Origin of the sequence: Oceanobacillus longus (assembly GCF_042650085.1) — a bacterium.
Taxonomy (GTDB): Bacteria; Bacillota; Bacilli; order Bacillales; family Amphibacillaceae; genus Oceanobacillus; species Oceanobacillus longus.
The window spans coordinates 299011-315518 of sequence record NZ_JBHSAO010000006.1 but is presented as its reverse complement, the minus strand read 5'-3'; the positions used below and the strand labels follow the sequence as shown (position 1 = coordinate 315518).

The 16508-nt window shown below is 37.8% G+C and carries 16 protein-coding genes; all 16 read left to right on the top strand.

What is annotated here, in order from left to right; genetic code table 11:
- Positions 1-18 precede the first annotated feature (18 nt).
- The 16 genes from leuB to ACFOUV_RS09125 all read left to right on the top strand — a co-directional run bounded on the left by leuB (position 19) and on the right by ACFOUV_RS09125 (position 16449).
- On the top strand, positions 19-1125 hold the full coding sequence (leuB, locus tag ACFOUV_RS09200) for a 3-isopropylmalate dehydrogenase (RefSeq protein ID WP_379496465.1): 1107 nt from the start codon (positions 19-21) through the stop codon (positions 1123-1125).
- Between the two features lie 18 nt (positions 1126-1143).
- Entirely contained in the window at positions 1144-2550 is a 1407-nt protein-coding gene (leuC, locus tag ACFOUV_RS09195; RefSeq protein WP_379496464.1) for a 3-isopropylmalate dehydratase large subunit, read from the top strand.
- Positions 2551-2563: 13 nt separating this feature from the next.
- Positions 2564-3145 carry a 3-isopropylmalate dehydratase small subunit gene (gene leuD, locus ACFOUV_RS09190; RefSeq protein ID WP_379496463.1) on the top strand — a complete coding sequence of 194 codons (582 nt, stop codon included), beginning with the start codon at positions 2564-2566 and terminating at the stop codon, positions 3143-3145.
- Between the two features lie 94 nt (positions 3146-3239).
- Complete coding sequence (gene ilvA / locus ACFOUV_RS09185; protein ID WP_379496462.1) at positions 3240-4208, top strand: threonine ammonia-lyase; 969 nt, start codon at positions 3240-3242, stop codon at positions 4206-4208.
- A gap of 731 nt (positions 4209-4939) precedes the next feature.
- Positions 4940-5950, top strand: a complete 1011-nt coding sequence (locus tag ACFOUV_RS09180; RefSeq protein ID WP_379496461.1) for an ABC transporter ATP-binding protein — start codon at positions 4940-4942, stop codon at positions 5948-5950.
- Positions 5937-6869 (top strand): ABC transporter ATP-binding protein, encoded by a 933-nt coding sequence (locus tag ACFOUV_RS09175; RefSeq protein WP_379496460.1) that lies wholly within the window; start codon positions 5937-5939, stop codon positions 6867-6869. The genes ACFOUV_RS09180 and ACFOUV_RS09175 overlap by 14 nt, the downstream gene beginning before the upstream one ends.
- Before the next feature lie 7 nt (positions 6870-6876).
- Positions 6877-7839, top strand: a complete 963-nt coding sequence (opp4B, locus tag ACFOUV_RS09170) for an oligopeptide ABC transporter permease (protein WP_379496459.1) — start codon at positions 6877-6879, stop codon at positions 7837-7839.
- Positions 7840-7868: 29 nt separating this feature from the next.
- Positions 7869-8765, top strand: a complete 897-nt coding sequence (locus ACFOUV_RS09165) for an ABC transporter permease (RefSeq protein WP_379496458.1) — start codon at positions 7869-7871, stop codon at positions 8763-8765.
- A 150-nt stretch (positions 8766-8915) separates the two neighbouring features.
- On the top strand, positions 8916-10793 hold the full coding sequence (gene opp4A, locus ACFOUV_RS09160; RefSeq protein ID WP_379496457.1) for an oligopeptide ABC transporter substrate-binding protein: 1878 nt from the start codon (positions 8916-8918) through the stop codon (positions 10791-10793).
- Positions 10794-10923: 130 nt separating this feature from the next.
- Positions 10924-11601, top strand: coding sequence for a ribose-5-phosphate isomerase RpiA (gene rpiA, locus ACFOUV_RS09155; RefSeq protein ID WP_379496456.1), 678 nt, complete (start codon positions 10924-10926; stop codon positions 11599-11601).
- A 508-nt stretch (positions 11602-12109) separates the two neighbouring features.
- Positions 12110-12502, top strand: coding sequence for a hypothetical protein (locus ACFOUV_RS09150; RefSeq protein ID WP_379496455.1), 393 nt, complete (start codon positions 12110-12112; stop codon positions 12500-12502).
- A gap of 422 nt (positions 12503-12924) precedes the next feature.
- Entirely contained in the window at positions 12925-14769 is a 1845-nt protein-coding gene (asnB, locus tag ACFOUV_RS09145; protein ID WP_379496454.1) for an asparagine synthase (glutamine-hydrolyzing), read from the top strand.
- A 151-nt stretch (positions 14770-14920) separates the two neighbouring features.
- Positions 14921-15202: a YciI family protein gene (locus ACFOUV_RS09140; RefSeq protein WP_379496453.1), complete on the top strand. Its 282-nt coding sequence runs from the start codon at positions 14921-14923 to the stop codon at positions 15200-15202.
- A 202-nt stretch (positions 15203-15404) separates the two neighbouring features.
- Positions 15405-15536: a YuzL family protein gene (locus tag ACFOUV_RS09135; RefSeq protein WP_379496452.1), complete on the top strand. Its 132-nt coding sequence runs from the start codon at positions 15405-15407 to the stop codon at positions 15534-15536.
- A gap of 244 nt (positions 15537-15780) precedes the next feature.
- Positions 15781-15975: a helix-turn-helix transcriptional regulator gene (locus ACFOUV_RS09130; RefSeq protein WP_379496451.1), complete on the top strand. Its 195-nt coding sequence runs from the start codon at positions 15781-15783 to the stop codon at positions 15973-15975.
- On the top strand, positions 15976-16449 hold the full coding sequence (locus tag ACFOUV_RS09125; RefSeq protein ID WP_379496450.1) for a hypothetical protein: 474 nt from the start codon (positions 15976-15978) through the stop codon (positions 16447-16449).
- Positions 16450-16508 lie beyond the last annotated feature (59 nt).

Here is a 16508-nt window from a genome sequence, read left to right as displayed (position 1 = left end):
AAAGGAGGGACCTCAGCTATGGATAAGCAAATCATTCTTCTACCAGGTGATGGAATCGGAAGAGAAATAATGGAATCTGCAAAACTAGTTTTAACAGCAATAGCAATGGAGTACAACCATAAATTTACGTTTCATGAACATGCAATAGGTGGAGATGCCATAGATAAGTATGGCGTGCCATTACCTGAGGATACAGTAAATGCATGCTCGAGTGCAGATGCTATTTTGCTTGGTGCAGTTGGGGGTCCTAAGTGGGATTCTATCCCTGTTCACCTCAGACCAGAAAAGGGATTATTAGGAATTCGTAAATCACTTGGACTTTTCGCTAATTTGCGTCCAGTAAAGGGGTTTGCATCGTTGCTTCATGCTTCTCCACTCAAGGAAGAAATTATCAAAGACAGTGACATTATGATTGTTCGTGAACTGACTGGTGGACTTTACTTCGGTCAACCAAGTGAAAGACGGGAAAATGGTAATGTGGTAGTTGATACGCTTTATTATCACAGAACAGAGATGGAACGAATCATAGAAAAAGGTTTTCAAAGTGCAAGGATTCGTAACAAACATCTGACTTCTGTTGATAAAGCAAATGTGCTTGAATCGAGCCGTATGTGGCGGGAAATAGTCAATGAAAAAGCGAAGGATTACCCTGATGTGACTGTAGAACATTTACTTGTTGATGCAGCCGCAATGAAATTGATCACACAGCCAAATCAATTTGATGTGATTGTAACTGAAAACTTATTTGGTGATATTTTGAGTGATGAGGCATCTGTACTAACAGGATCTCTCGGAATGCTACCATCTGCAAGTGTTCGAACAGATGGAGTGGGACTGTATGAGCCTGTTCATGGATCGGCACCGGATATAGCCGGAAAAGATACAGCAAACCCGCTTGGAATGATTTTATCTGCAGCCTTAATGCTACGTTATTCATTTGGGTTGGAAGAGGAAGCTTCTGAAATCGAAAGCGCAGTAAATGAATGTATGGAACAAGGATATCATACTGCAGATTTGAAATTAAACGGTGGGAAACAAGTTAGTACAAAGAAAATGACTGAAATTGTGCTTGGAAATCTGACTACAAAGCGTATATCTGATTCGATTTGCAATTCGTATGTCTAATGGGTGAGGTGTAAAGAGATGGGGAAACCAGAAACAATAATTGAAAAAATATGGAATAAACATGTTGTACATCACGAAGCAGGTAAGCCTGATTTATTATATATTGACCAGCATTTGGTTCATGAAGTTACTTCTCCACAGGCCTTTGAAGGTCTTAGACTAGCAAACAGAAAAGTCCGTCGTCCCGATTTAACGTATGCGACAATGGACCACAATGTCCCAACGAAAGATCGACATATTGTAAAAGACGAAATTTCAAAAAAACAGATGGAAACATTAAGGGAAAACTGTGAACACTTTGGGATTAAACTTGCTGACATGTTTCATCCAGATCAAGGTATCGTGCATGTTATTGGACCACAGCTAGGACTGACCCAACCAGGGAAAACTATTGTTTGCGGGGATAGCCATACATCGACTCATGGTGCATTTGGTGCTTTGGCATTTGGTATAGGTACAAGTGAAGTAGAGCATGTTTTGGCAACCCAAACAATCTGGCAGGAAAAACCAAAAACGTTGAATGTTAAAGTAGAAGGCGACCTTGGACCAGGAGTTACTGCTAAAGATTTAATTTTGGCGATTATTGGTAAATTTGGAGTACGGTTCGGTACAGGATATGTAATGGAATATACCGGTGACGCAATTCGGAAGTTATCGATGGAAGGCCGAATGACAATCTGTAATATGTCGATTGAAGCTGGTGCTAGAGCAGGGCTTATTAGTCCGGATCAGACAACTATAGCTTATTTGGAAGGCAGAGAATACGTTCCAAAAGGGAAAGAATTTGAAAATGCTGCTTCTGAATGGTTAGATTTGGCTACTGATGCTGGTGCTGAATACGACGAAACAGTTATTATTCATGCAGATGAGATTGAGCCACAGGTAACTTGGGGAACAAATCCGGGTATGTGTGTTCCTGTGAGTGGAAGTACACCTATTCTTGATGAAGTGGACCATAAAGAAGATATACAAAGAGCTCTTGAATATATGGGGCTTGAAGAAAACCAACCGATTACTTCTATAGAAATCGATCACGTATTCATCGGTTCCTGTACAAATTCTCGCTTAAGTGATCTGCAAAAGGCGGCATCGATTATCCAAGGAAGAAAAGTAAAGGATTATGTAAAAGCAATCGTTGTACCTGGTTCATTCAGCGTCAAGCTTCAAGCGGAAGAACTTGGATTGGATAAAGTGTTCACGGAAGCTGGATTTGAATGGCGGGATTCTGGATGCAGCATGTGTCTAGGTATGAATGATGACATCGTACCTTCAGGTGGTCGTTGTGCTTCTACATCTAACCGTAATTTTGAGGGTAGACAAGGAAATGGAGCACGTACACATCTAGTAAGTCCCGAAATGGCTGCAGCAGCTGCAATCGAGGGACACTTCGTTGATGTACGTCAATTTTCAGGAGTACTAAACTAGGAGGTGGCAAAACATGGAGGCAATAAAGGAACACAAAGGGTTGGTCTATCCATTAGATCGTTCCAATATTGATACGGATCAAATTATACCAAAGCAATTTCTAAAAAGAATCGAACGTACCGGTTTTGGCCAATTTTTATTTTATAACTGGCGTTTTGATGATGAGGGTAAACCTCGCGAAGATTTTGCGCTGAACCAGCCACAATATCAAGAGGCTTCTATATTAATAGCAGGAGAAAATTTTGGCTGTGGATCATCAAGAGAGCATGCACCTTGGGCATTGACAGACTTTGGTTTCAAGGTAATCATTGCACCAAGTTTTGCGGATATTTTTTATAATAATGCATTAAAAAATGGTATTGTTCCTATCAAGATGGAAGAAGATAAATTAACGAAGTGGATGCAAAAAGCTGAGAACGGTGCTTTTGTCTTATATGTGGACTTAGAAAATCAACAGATTACAGATGATGAAGGAATTGTCGTTAGCTTTGAAATCCCGGAATATCATAAAGAAAAGCTCTTAAATGGTTGGGATGATATCGCTTTGACATTACTTCAGGAAGAAAAAATTGTAGAATTTGAGAATAAAGTCTAAGCATCTAAGTGGATGTTACAAAACACTAAGGTTGATTTAAAGGAGAGTGAATTGTCTTGGGGATTGCTTAACGGGTGAGAAGGTATACCATGCAATGAAACGGCTGGCACCCATTGTTCATCTTACACCATTGTTAACATCACATACGACAGATAATTTAGTAGGAAAGAATGTATACTGCAAAATGGAAAACCAGCAAAAAACAGGTGCATTCAAATTTCGGGGAGCAAGTTTTAAATTAATGCAGTTATCGCGGGAACAGCTTGCAAAAGGAGTAATAACAGCATCAGCAGGTAATCATGCACAAGGAGTGGCCAATGCAGCTGCCAAACTTGGAGCGAAAGCGACGATTTACATGGCAGAAGGTACACCACTTGCAAAAGTAAATGCAACCCGTAATTATGGTGCAGAAGTGGTCTTAACTGGGGAAAGTTTCCAGGAAGCTTATCGTGCATCGATCGAACAGCAATTGGTATCGGGTGCGATTTATATCCATCCTTTTGATGACTACGATGTTATGGCCGGTCAAGGAACGATTGCAATGGAAATGCTTCGCCAGGAAGATAGAATCGATACAATCCTCGTTCCAATCGGCGGTGGAGGATTAATTAGTGGAATCGCAGTTGCAGCAAAGCAGGTGAACAAGAATATTAAAATAATTGGTGTTCAGTCCGAGGGAGCATCTGCGATTCATGAAAGTTATCATTCTAACATGGTAAAGAACCTGCCCAAGGTTTCCACGATTGCAGAGGGAATCGCAGTAAAAGAACCCGGAAAATTAACTTTCCCAATCATTCAGGAATATGTAGATGATATTGTAACTGTAAAGGATGAAGAAATTGCATCTGCAATTATCTACATGCTGGAGCGTAATAAAACCTTGATGGAGGGAGCCGGAGCAGCAGCATTGGCAGCCTTATTCGCCCATAACGATAAGATAAAATCAAGACATTGTGGAGTAATTGTAAGTGGCGGAAACCTGGATATTCGAATGATGTCCGAAATCCAGATACTTGCTGAACAGTTGCATCCAGTAATAGAAAAATCTTATATGGCACTTTAGCCATTTTTGTAGACATAAAATCTTCCAATTTATTATTTGAATTGGGGGATTTTTCCTTTTAAACATTCAAATAAATGAATAATTATTCATTTATTATTTCTTTCTATACGAAAATTTATAAATGAATGGGAATCTTACTCTGATGCAATCTGTAGGATTTTGAAACAATAATCGAATAAATCCTATGACAATATACGCCATTATAATTAAAAATTTTCACAAGAAATGAAAAAAATTTGAGAAAGATTAAATATTTTTCAAAATTAAAAAAACCCTTGAAAGACAAGGCTTCTATTTAGTTTTTTATTCAATAAAGACAATTATCAGAATTTTTCACTGTTAATTTTGTTGAAAACGTGTTGCTTTTATAAAAACCTTCACTTATAATTTGTTATTATATTAAGTTTTATTTACGATTTGATTTCTTATATTGCAAATGTGTATTGTATAGTTGCAGAAAATAATGAATGAAATCGAGTGTAGGAAAAAATAATAATTTTTACATATTGATAAATATACATTTCAAGAGGCCGCTTTCAATCAAATTTATTAGAATAATCACAAATATTAAAAACTTAAAGTTTAAGATACATATTTTCTAGAATTAACAAGTGACTAAGGTTATAATTTTTTTGCATTTAATTATCAGAACGTTCAGTTACGTAAGAATATTTACATATAAAATGTAAGATACTCCATAAACAGAGAAATACATTCACGGGGGGATTAATTTGGGTAACGAATTATTGGAAATTAAAAACCTAACTACTTCATTCAGAATCGGTGACGATTATTTTGCTGCTGTGGATGATGTTACATTAACATTAAATAAAAATGAAATCTTAGGTATTGTTGGGGAGTCAGGATCAGGTAAAAGTGCTCTTGCATTTTCCATTATGGGTTTACATAATCGAGCTAAAATTGAAGGGAATATTTTGTTGAATAACCAAGATATTGCAAAGATGTCAACCTCCCAGATTAATAAGTTGCGTGGTGACGATTTGGCAATGATCTTCCAGGATCCACTTACAGCATTGAATCCCTTGATGGAAATAGGGGATCAAATCGCTGAAACCTTAATACTCCATCAACCGGAATTGTCTCAGAAACAGCGTAAAGAGCGGGTGCTTGAATTATTAAACTTGGTAGGTATCCCGCGTCCGGAACATGTCCAACAACAATTTCCTCATGAATTATCAGGTGGAATGAGGCAACGTGTTGTTATCGCAATTGCTATAGCCAATGTTCCTGAACTTCTAATTGCAGATGAACCAACGACAGCTTTGGACGTGACCATTCAGGCTCAGATTCTCGATTTAATTAGAGAGCTTAAGGAAGATATACATGCGGGAATAATTTTGATTACTCATGACTTGGGTGTTGTAGCGGAGATGGCTGATCGAGTTGCTGTCATGTACGCAGGTCAGATTGTTGAGATAGCTGATATACATACTTTGTTTGAAAATCCTTTACATCCATATACGAAATCGTTATTAAACTCTGTTCCAACAGAAGGACAGGACAAGCTTCATGTTATACAAGGAATTGTTCCATCTTTAAAAAACCTCCCGCGTGAAGGTTGTCGTTTTGCTTCAAGAATTCCATGGATTGATCAAAGTGCTCATGAAAAAAATCCGATATTGCATGAGGTATCCTCAGGTCACTTTGTTCGGTGTACATGTCATGAACATTTTTACTTTTCTGATGACATCAAGGAGGAACAAGCCAATGGGGTTTCTTGAGATTAAGGATTTACAGGTATATTTTCCAATTAAAGGTGGAATATTCAATCGGACAGTTGGTCAAATCAAAGCGGTTGATGGTGTTTCATTCTCACTCGAACAAGGTAAAACCTATGGTCTTGTTGGTGAATCTGGTTCTGGGAAAACAACAACTGGGAGAGCGATTATCGGCCTCGAACAAGTTACTTCTGGTCAAGTGAATTTTAAAGGTGTAGACGTCACTTCTAGTAAAAGTAAAACAAAAGAATTCAGAAAAGATGTGCAAATGATTTTCCAGGATCCTTATTCCTCATTGAATCCTAGAAAGCGTGTCTTAGACGTAATTGCTGAGCCAATACGAAATTATGAAAATCTTTCCAGAGACGAAGAGAAGAAACGTGTTCAAGAATTATTGGAACTTGTTCGGTTAAGTCCTGAAAGCATCATGAAATACCCACACGAATTCTCCGGTGGTCAAAGACAGCGTATCGGAGTAGCCAGGGCGATTGCTTTGAAACCAAAACTTATCATTGCAGATGAACCAGTATCAGCACTGGATGTTTCTGTTCAAGCACAAGTATTGAACTTTATGCAGGATATTCAAAAGGAATTAAATTTGACATATTTGTTTATCAGTCATGATCTTGGAATTGTAAAACATATGTGTGATGATATAGCAATTATGTATAAAGGTCGATATGTTGAACAAGGTTCGAAGGAAGATATTTTTAATAATCCGCAGCATATTTATACGAAACGCTTAATAGCGGCAATACCTGATATTAACCCGAGAAATCGAGCGGATCAATTTAAGTTCCGAAAAGAAATACAGAAGGAATATGAGCATTCTTATAATGATTACTTCGACAACGAAGGTTTAGCTTACGGTTTGCAACCTATATCTGCTACTCATCTGGTTGCTCTTCCGGAGAAAGGTTGATACGTATATGTGGAAATTTATAGTTAGAAGACTAATTATTACATTCCCCCAAATCATATTACTCAGTATATTAGTATTTTTAATGGCGCAAATGATGCCTGGTGATGCCCTAACAGGTGTGCTGGATCCAAACGTTGATCAGGCAGCAATTCAGGAACAAAGGGAAAAAATGGGGCTAAATGATCCGTGGCATATTAAATATGGGGATTGGGTTACAGGGTTGGTGCAAGGGGACTTAGGTCAGTCATTCCGCTTTAAAATGCCAGTTACAGAATTATTGGAGCAAAGACTTGAAAATTCATTTTGGCTTGCATTAGTTACACTGATTTTTACATATATGATTGCAATCCCATTAGGTATTACTAGTGGACGCTATAACGATACAATACTTGATCAGGCTATTACGGGATATACGTATGTAGGTTTTGCTACACCTTTATTCATATTCGCACTAGTAATGGTTTGGGTATTTGGCTATCAACTCGGATGGTTTCCAACGAGTGGAAGTGTTCAACCGGGGCTAGAACCAGGAACCATGGATTATTTTTTAAGTAAATTTAACCATTTATTATTACCGGCATTATCAATGGCGTTAATTGCTACCGTATCGACCGTGCAGTATTTAAGAAGTGAAATTGTTGATACAAAGCAAAGAGATTTTATTGTTACCGCAAGAGCAAAAGGAGCTTCTGAATCAAGGGTCTACAATAGACATATTCTTAGAAACTCATTATTACCGATTGCAGCATTTTTTGGCTGGGAGATTACATCCTTGATTTCAGGTACAATCTTTATTGAGCAAATATTCGGTTATCCAGGAATGGGAGCATTGTTCCTTGAATCTATTAATTTACGTGACTACAGTGTTGTTACAGCGTTAGTTCTATTATTCGGTATCGCTTCCATCTTAGGAGCACTACTATCAGATATCATTTTAAGTCTCGTAGACCCCCGCATCCGTATTAAATAGAAACTCGATAGATTCTGAGGTGAATAAAAATGGAAGTAAATAATGTGACCATGGAAGATCAGACGAAAAGCCCATCCGGACTAAAGATCCTCTGGCGTGAACTTGTACGCGATAAATTAGCATTCGTATCATTGATATTTTTAATTATTGTTACAGCTACCGTTTATGGTGTTTCATTGTTCCTGGATCAGGACGAAATTGTAACGGTTGACCTCTTTGCCATACATGAAGCCCCTTCTGAAGAGTTTATATTAGGTACAGATTATGGTGGAAGAGATGTCTTTGGACAGTTGATTATTGGTACTAGGAACTCCTTGTCAATCGGATTTCTTGTTACATTTTTAAGTGGAATTATTGGAGTAACGTATGGATTGATAGCCGGGTATTTCGGAGGTACAACAGATAACGTTATGATGCGTATCTTGGATTTTTTCCTGATTCTTCCATTCATTATGATTATTATCGTATTTGTTTCATTGGTTCCAAGCTACAATACATTAACATTCTCGCTGATTATGACAGCATTCTCGTGGATGGGAATAGCTAGACTGATAAGATCAAAGGCATTACAGGAAAGAGAACTGGATTATGCCCAGGCTTCAAAAACACTTGGGTCATCCAACTTTAAAATTATGTTTTCACAAGTACTACCAAATATAACTTCATTAATTATCGTAACAATGACTCTGAATTTAGCTGCAAATATTGGTTTAGAATCAGGGCTTTCTTTCCTTGGCTTCGGTTTTCCAGAAAGTACACCTAGTCTAGGAACTCTATTAAGTTACGCAACAAACCCACAAACACTAGAATACAGATGGTGGATATGGGTTCCGGCAGCAGTGTTGATTCTAGTATTAATGCTAGCGGTAAGAAATGTCGGTGAGGCTCTCAGACGTGCTACCGATGCTCGGCAAAGAAGGGGTTAAATTTAATCGTTACACTTTGAAGATTGCTCAGCAACAATTATTTTGTTACCCACATCAATCAAATATTGATGTTGTGTATAGATGTCAATCTACAATTATTTGATTGACAAAAGAAAGAGATGCAGTAAAAAAAAAAGGGAGGTTACAAGTATGAAGAAAGCAAGTTTTAGTAAACTTCTACTAGCTCTAATGTTGGTTTTTCTACTCGTATTGGCAGCTTGTAGCGGTGGTTCTGATGAAGGAGAAGATACTGGTTCTGATACAGAAACAGAAGAAGGTACAGAAGATAGTGCAAAAGAGAAAGATGATGCTGCTGCAAAGGAAGAAGATAAGGAGTCAGAAGATGGATTATATTCCATCGAAGATTTTTCAACTGAAAAAACAAGTGAAGGAGAAGCAATCGACGGTGGTACGCTTAACTTTGGTTTAGTATCGTCTTCTGTTTTTGAAGGTACACTAAACTGGAACTTCTATTCAGGTGCTCCTGATGCGGAAGTTATTGAATGGTTTGATGAATCATTATTGTCAACTGATGAGAACTTTACCTTTACTCAAGATGGTGCAGCAACATTTGAAGTAAATGAAGCTGGTGATGTATTCACCTTTACAATCAATGAAAACGTAAACTGGCATGATGGTGAGCCTGTAACAGCAGAAGATTGGGCTTATTCGTTTGAAGTAATTGCCGATCCGGATTATGATGGTGTTCGTTATGGTAATGTAACGAATGTAGTGGGTGTAGAAGAGTATCATGATGGAGAGGCAGATACAATCTCTGGTCTTGAAATCATTGACGATAAAACATTGCAAATGACGTTTAAGCAAGCAAGTCCATCCCTTCTTGCAAGTGGAATTTGGCCATATGCAATGCCGAAACATGTTTTTGAAGATATTCCTGTAGCGGAAATGTCTGCATCTGATGCAGTACGCGTGAACCCAATTGGAATGGGACCATTTAAAGTGGAATCAATCGTACCAGGTGAGTCTGTAACCTATACGGCCAATGAAGACTATTGGCAGGGTGCTCCAAAACTGGATGGTGTAACACTATCCGTTGTAGGTCCTCAAACAGTAGCACAGGCTCTTGAATCTGGAGAGGTTGATTTAGTGGATGCATTCCCAACAGATCAATATCCAGATGTGGAAGAGAGTTTAAATAATGTTGAATTCCTTGGTAATATTGACATGGCTTATACGTATATTGGATTTAAATTAGGTTCATGGGATGCAGATAATAAAAAAGTCCAAATGAACCCAGATGCTAAAGTAGCAGATGTTGAATTACGTCGTGCAATGTGGCACGCGGTTGATAATGATGCAGTAGCTAATCAGTTTTATAATGGCTTACGTTGGAATGCGACTACTCTTATTCCGCCTTCACATCCGGCGTATCATGACGAGACCATTGAAGCGCCAACTTTTGATTTGGATTTAGCTAATCAGATTTTAGATGAAGCTGGATATGAAGATGTCGATGGAGATGGCATGCGTGAAAATCCTGAAGGGGAAGAGTTAGTACTGAACTTTGCTTCTATGGAAGGTGGAGACACTGCAGAACCAATTGCAAACTACTATATTCAATCATGGGGTAACGCAGGTATTAACGTACAGCTTGTAGATGGACGCCTACTTGAATTTAACGCTTTTTATGATCGTATAGGACAAACTGGTGAAGACGATCCAGCAATTGATATTTATCAGGGTGCATGGGGCGTTGGTAGTGATGTAGACCCAACAGGACTTTATGGACCAAATGAATTATTTAACTTCCCTCGTTATGAAAATGATGAAAATGAAGCATTATTGGCTGACGGTGTATCACCCGAGGCAATGGACACAGAATATCGTACAGAAGTATACAGTGAATGGCAAGCATTAATGGTCAATGAGATCCCTGTATTCCCAACACTTTATCGTGCACAACTCGTACCGGTCAACAACCGTGTGCAAGGCTATTCCGTTGCTCACGAATGGGGTGACCTACACGAAATCTCTGTAACTGCAGAAGAACCAGTTGTAGCTGAATAACGAATACCAAAATAGGATCCGCATATGCGGATCCTATTTTTTACACATTTTAGTGCCTGTCACTCCCCGGATTTTGTCGAATGGTGGCAATACGTTATAATAATTAGTAGATAAAGGAGGAGGATTTCTAATGCTGAGCGAGCAAGATCGCATGAAGAAAATAGTTGGAGAAGAAGCAGCTGCATTTGTTAAAGATGGCATGAAAGTCGGGTTGGGGTCAGGTTCAACTGTTTATTGGATGATCCGAAAACTGGGAGAGCTCGTGGAAAATGGTTTAAAAATAGAAGGTATTCCATCTTCTACGCAAACAGAAAATTGGGCACATGAATTTGGCGTACCACTCACTGATTTTTCAAAAGTGAATAAGTTGGATATTACGATTGACGGTGCCGATGAGGTTGATGAAAATCTGCATATGATTAAAGGCGGTGGAGCAGCATTATTTCGAGAAAAAATTATTGCTCAAGCAGCAAAAGAACTAATTATTATTGTAGATGCTTCGAAAATGGTAACCAATTTAGGTAAGTACCCTTTGCCTGTTGAAATCCTACCTTTTGCTTGGGAGCGAACTGCAAATGAAATTTCAAAACTTGGTTGTGTACCGAAACTCAGAAAAAAGGATGCAGAAATTCTGATTTCTGATAATGGCAACTACATACTGGATTGTCCGTTTAATGTCATTACAGATCCAACAAATTTAAATGAAGAAATTAAAAGGATTGTCGGTGTCGTTGAAACAGGATTATTTATCGGAATGGCAACTAGAATCATTGTTGGTGATGGTGAAAATATAAATATCGTGGAATAGATCCTATAAAATCTAGGTGGTGAGCAAGAGAAGCGAGCAGTAAGGTATTTTACTTATATTATAAATGGTTATTATTCGTCGTTAAAACACCGGGGGAGCATCCTGACGGGTTTACTTCAGAGGTGCAAAACATTCATTCACAAGCAAAATCGCAGTGATATTCATAATAGAATTCACTGCCTTTTTTTATTGGTATATAAGGATTTGTTGCTCTTTTGATAAATTCCATAGCAAATTACACCCATTTTCGCAGTGGCAATAAATATTTGAGACTTGTGAATTTCTTGTGATTTTATGTGAATTGTTATGAGAAATAAGTTATTTGGGTGCTTTATGTTAAAGTTGAATTAGAGATAATGCAGATATTGTGAAATATTGCACTTACGAACGGGTAGTTATTGAACAATATAGTATTCGATAAAGGTTTTTGAATCTTCAATATACCTATGCTCAGCTCTCCATTTTTTTGTTATAATAGTTTTAACTATTTTTATAGGAGGTTTGTAAAATGCCTAAAATATTTATGCAAATTAGCAGATTCTTTTTAGGGGTCGTTTTTTTGATTGCTGGTATAAATGGTTATTTTGTCATTTTTGGACTTGATCCATTTATAGAAACCAGTCCTGAAGCAATGGCATTATTCGAATTTGAATATCTATTAATTGCTGAAAAATCTTTAGAAGTTATATGTGGAATTTTACTCTTATTCAATCAATTCATCCCAATAGCCATAGCAATATTATCACCGATTGTAGCTAATATTTTCTTACTACATTTGTTCTTAGACCATTCGTTAATTCTTTTAGCAGTATTGCTAGTCCTTACTCTTGGCTATTTGTTGTTTTATTTCAGAAAAAACTTTATAAGTATATTTGAGAGAAAACCAAAGGCTTCTCAATAATTCGCCCCTTATATTATTTAATAAGTCACTTCTTGTGTTAACTAGCAAGGTTGTTGAACAAAATCATAAAAATGTTTTTCATAAATCTGATGAGTGACCGAACAAGATATAAGTGAAAGAAAAAGGTTACTTATAAAGCTAATGAGTGACTGAACAAGGCAATAATACAAGAAAGAGCTTTTTCATAAAGGGGCAATCTTATGCACTAATGGTGCAATCACCAAAATATAAATCTTTCAAGAAACAATTTCCGGAGTTAAATGAACAAATTGAATCTGAGCACGCTATGAAATATTACCTACATATTTTGCCTCACAAGTACCCGCTTGGAACTTCCTGTGAGTGTATTTTATCACCAGGGACAAATTTCCTGCATAGGATAGTGAAGTAAACGTAAAATGCACCAGAGAGGGTGATAGGATTTGTGCGGAATAACAGGTTTTGTTGATTGGAACAAAAGAGCAAGCATGCAAAAGCCAGTATTGGAGAAGATGACGGAAACTTTGGCATTACGGGGACCGGATGCGACGCAATATTGGATAGATGGTCATACAGGTTTCGGACATAAGCGTCTTTCGGTTGTCGATTTAGAAGGTGGAAAACAACCGATGAGTAAGAAAAAAGATGGAGTTACTTATACGATTGTATATAATGGAGAGCTTTATAACACCGAAGAACTTCGCCAAGCACTACTTCAAAAAGGATATTCATTCAGTACGACATCTGATACGGAAGTTCTACTGACGTCTTACATCGAATGGAAGGAAGAATGTGTCGATCATTTGAATGGAATATATGCTTTTGGTATCTGGGATGAGAAGAAAGACCAACTATTCATGTCCCGGGATCGACTAGGCGTAAAACCATTATTTTTCCATGAAAAACAGGGTCAGTTCATCTTTGGATCCGAGCTGAAATCAATACTTGCTCACACAGATGTAGATGCTGAAGTTGATCGTGGGGGCCTCTCTGAAATATTTGTGCTTGGACCTTCGAGAACACCGGGACATGGTTTATTTAAAGGAATAAAAGAATTGCGTGGCGGGCACTCCTTGACGTTTTCAAAGAACGGCTTGAAAACGTGGCGCTACTGGAATATGGTCAGTAAGCCGCATCATGATTCTGTAGAAGAAACTGCTAAAAAGGTGAGGGAATTGTTTGTCGATGCAGTGGAGCGGCAGTTGGTTGCAGATGTATCGGTTAGCACTTTACTTTCCGGTGGGTTGGATTCAAGTGCAATTACAGCTGTAGCCGCAAATTATTTTAAGGAAAAAGATGACGTCGCATTAACTACGTTTTCAATCGATTATGAGGGGAATGACGAGCATTTCCAGTCAAGTAAGTTTCAACCATCGAGTGACAAGCCCTGGATTGAAAAGATGGTTAAGGAATTTGATACGGATCATCATGATGAAGTTATCTCCGGAAACCAACTTGCTGGGTTGCTAAAGGAAGCGGTGGACGTTCGTGATCAACCGGGTCAAGCGGATATTGATTCTTCCTTATTGTGGTTTTGCCGTCGAATTAAAAATCATACGACGGTTGCGCTGTCTGGAGAATGTGCAGATGAAATTTTCGGAGGTTATCCATGGTTCCATGATCCGTCTGCATCTGGAGATAGTTTTCCTTGGATGAGGTCCTTGGATTCACGGGTAGATTTATTAAATCCAGAGTGGCAAAAAAAATTAGATTTGAAAATGTATGTGCAAGAAAGATATAAAGAAACAGTTGCTGAAACCCCGAGGCTTGATGGAGAAACTGAAGAAGATGCAAAGCGTAGAGAAATATTTTATTTGAATATGCAGTGGTTTATGGCTCAATTACTTGATCGCAAGGACAGGATGAGTATGGGGGCTAGTCTCGAAGTGCGTGTCCCATATGCAGACCATAGATTAGTAGAATATGTCTGGAATATTCCATGGGATATGAAGATGTATGAAGGCCGGGAGAAAGGGATATTGCGTAAAGCACTGGAAGGGATTCTGCCTGATGAAGTTTTGTACCGCAAGAAGAGTCCCTATCCAAGAACTTTCCAACCGGAGTATACGGCGCAAGTTGTGAAATGGATGGAAGAAATCCTAGCCGATCCTGATGCACGAATCTTTGAATTTATGAAACGTGAAAAGGTAGAGGCGATAGTAAGAAGTGAAGGAAAAGAATTTAAAGATCCATGGTATGGCCAGCTTATGCAAGGTCCCCAGTTAATTGCACATCTATGTCAAATTGATTATTGGCTTAGAAAATATGATATCAAAGTTAGCGAATGATTGATTTTTAGAGAGCTCTGCCAAAGTTAGAAGGGAGAGCTCTCTCTATTGGCGGAAAACTATCGACAAAATATGACAAAGTTCGGGGAGTGACAGGCACCATTGTGGAGCGGTATAATGGGAGGAGGATAAGAGAGGAAGGATGTTACATATGAAGTATTTTGCTGCGTTTTCACCGATGTTGGATGAGGAGAAGAGCCAGGAGTTCCGTCCAGATCATTTGACTTATTTGGAAGAAAAAGAGAATGAAGGTAAAGTCTTTGCGAAAGGCCGTTTTACCGATGGCACTGGTGGTCTAGTGATTTATATGGCGGAGAATTTTGAAGAAGCGGAAGCAATCGTCAAAAATGATCCGTATGTTGTACAGGGTGCAAGAGGATATGAAATTCATGAGTGGGTTATGACAACAGATGCGGTACTACCTGAAAAATAATCAGTAGTTCTATTTTATGGCGAACAAATAACAGACGTATTAGCAGACCAAATTGCACAATGATTTGGTCTTTTTTGTTCCTTATATTGATTATCTTTTCTTGTAGAAAAAATAGTAAGTGTTCTTAGGGATTGATTCGAAATAGCAACAAAATAACATATCTAAATTATTTTAAGGAACACTAAAATTGGAGGTGATTAGAATGAAAAAGAGAAAAGTTAATCCAGTAACAGATGGTTTGAGTTCCCCAGAGGTAGAAGGGCAAGGGACGACGAGAAAGGAAACAGGAAGCAAAAAGGCTGATTCTTCAAGAAAGAAACAAAAGCGCTATTAATATGTTTAAGTGTTCTTAACAGAAGCTGTACGTTTCTGTAAAATATTTTATATTTTATACAAATAGTGAAGGGATTAGCGGTACAGCTAATCTCTTTTTTTTTTACGTTAGTCATATAAACCAATACTGTCTAATTGAATTTGCATAATCTTTATAATTAACTTGTAATGAGTAAGTTATCAATGTAATATATAAAGTACATAATGTTATTTATATTTGTCACTATTCGGAAACAGGTGATTGAATGACCAGTAAAATGAAATTAGCGAGGATTGAAAAAGAACTTACCCAGGACCAGCTTGCAAAACAAGTGAAAGCAACAAGGCAAACCATTGGATTGATTGAAAAGGGGAGGTATAATCCGAGTCTGCAATTATGTATAGCAATTGCAAGGGCATTGGATAAAACATTGGACGACTTATTTTGGGAGGAGCTGTAAATGATCCAATCTTTTTTAAATATTTTTCTGCCGGATGATGAATACAAACGAATGAAAATTGTGTATATTATGGCGGAAGCTACGTTTCTGACAACAGGTATACTCATGCTCTTTAGCTTTCTGAACCTTAATTGGTTTAAGTGGAGTTTGGATGGTTCATTAATTATGTTTTTAATTGCTGCATTTATTATGTGTTATACATTTATGCGCTATATTTTCTCTGGTATCGAACATACAGATGTTTCCAATGAAAATGATTATTCCACACGACGCAGGAAGAGTTTGAAAAATTCATTAAGGTTTGGACTAATTTTTTTTGTGGCTTCTTTCGTTATCAAAGGTGTGCCCTCTGGTTGGGTGGAAGCAATGGATATAATTGGACCTTCTATATTGGTTATTATTTTTCATTATCTTTTTGATTATATCTCTTTAAAACGTTCTTATAAGAAAAATAAAGATGTGATCGATGATTAATATCATGTAAAACAGCTTGGAGAAAATGACCCCAAGCTGTTCTGTAAATATACAGTATG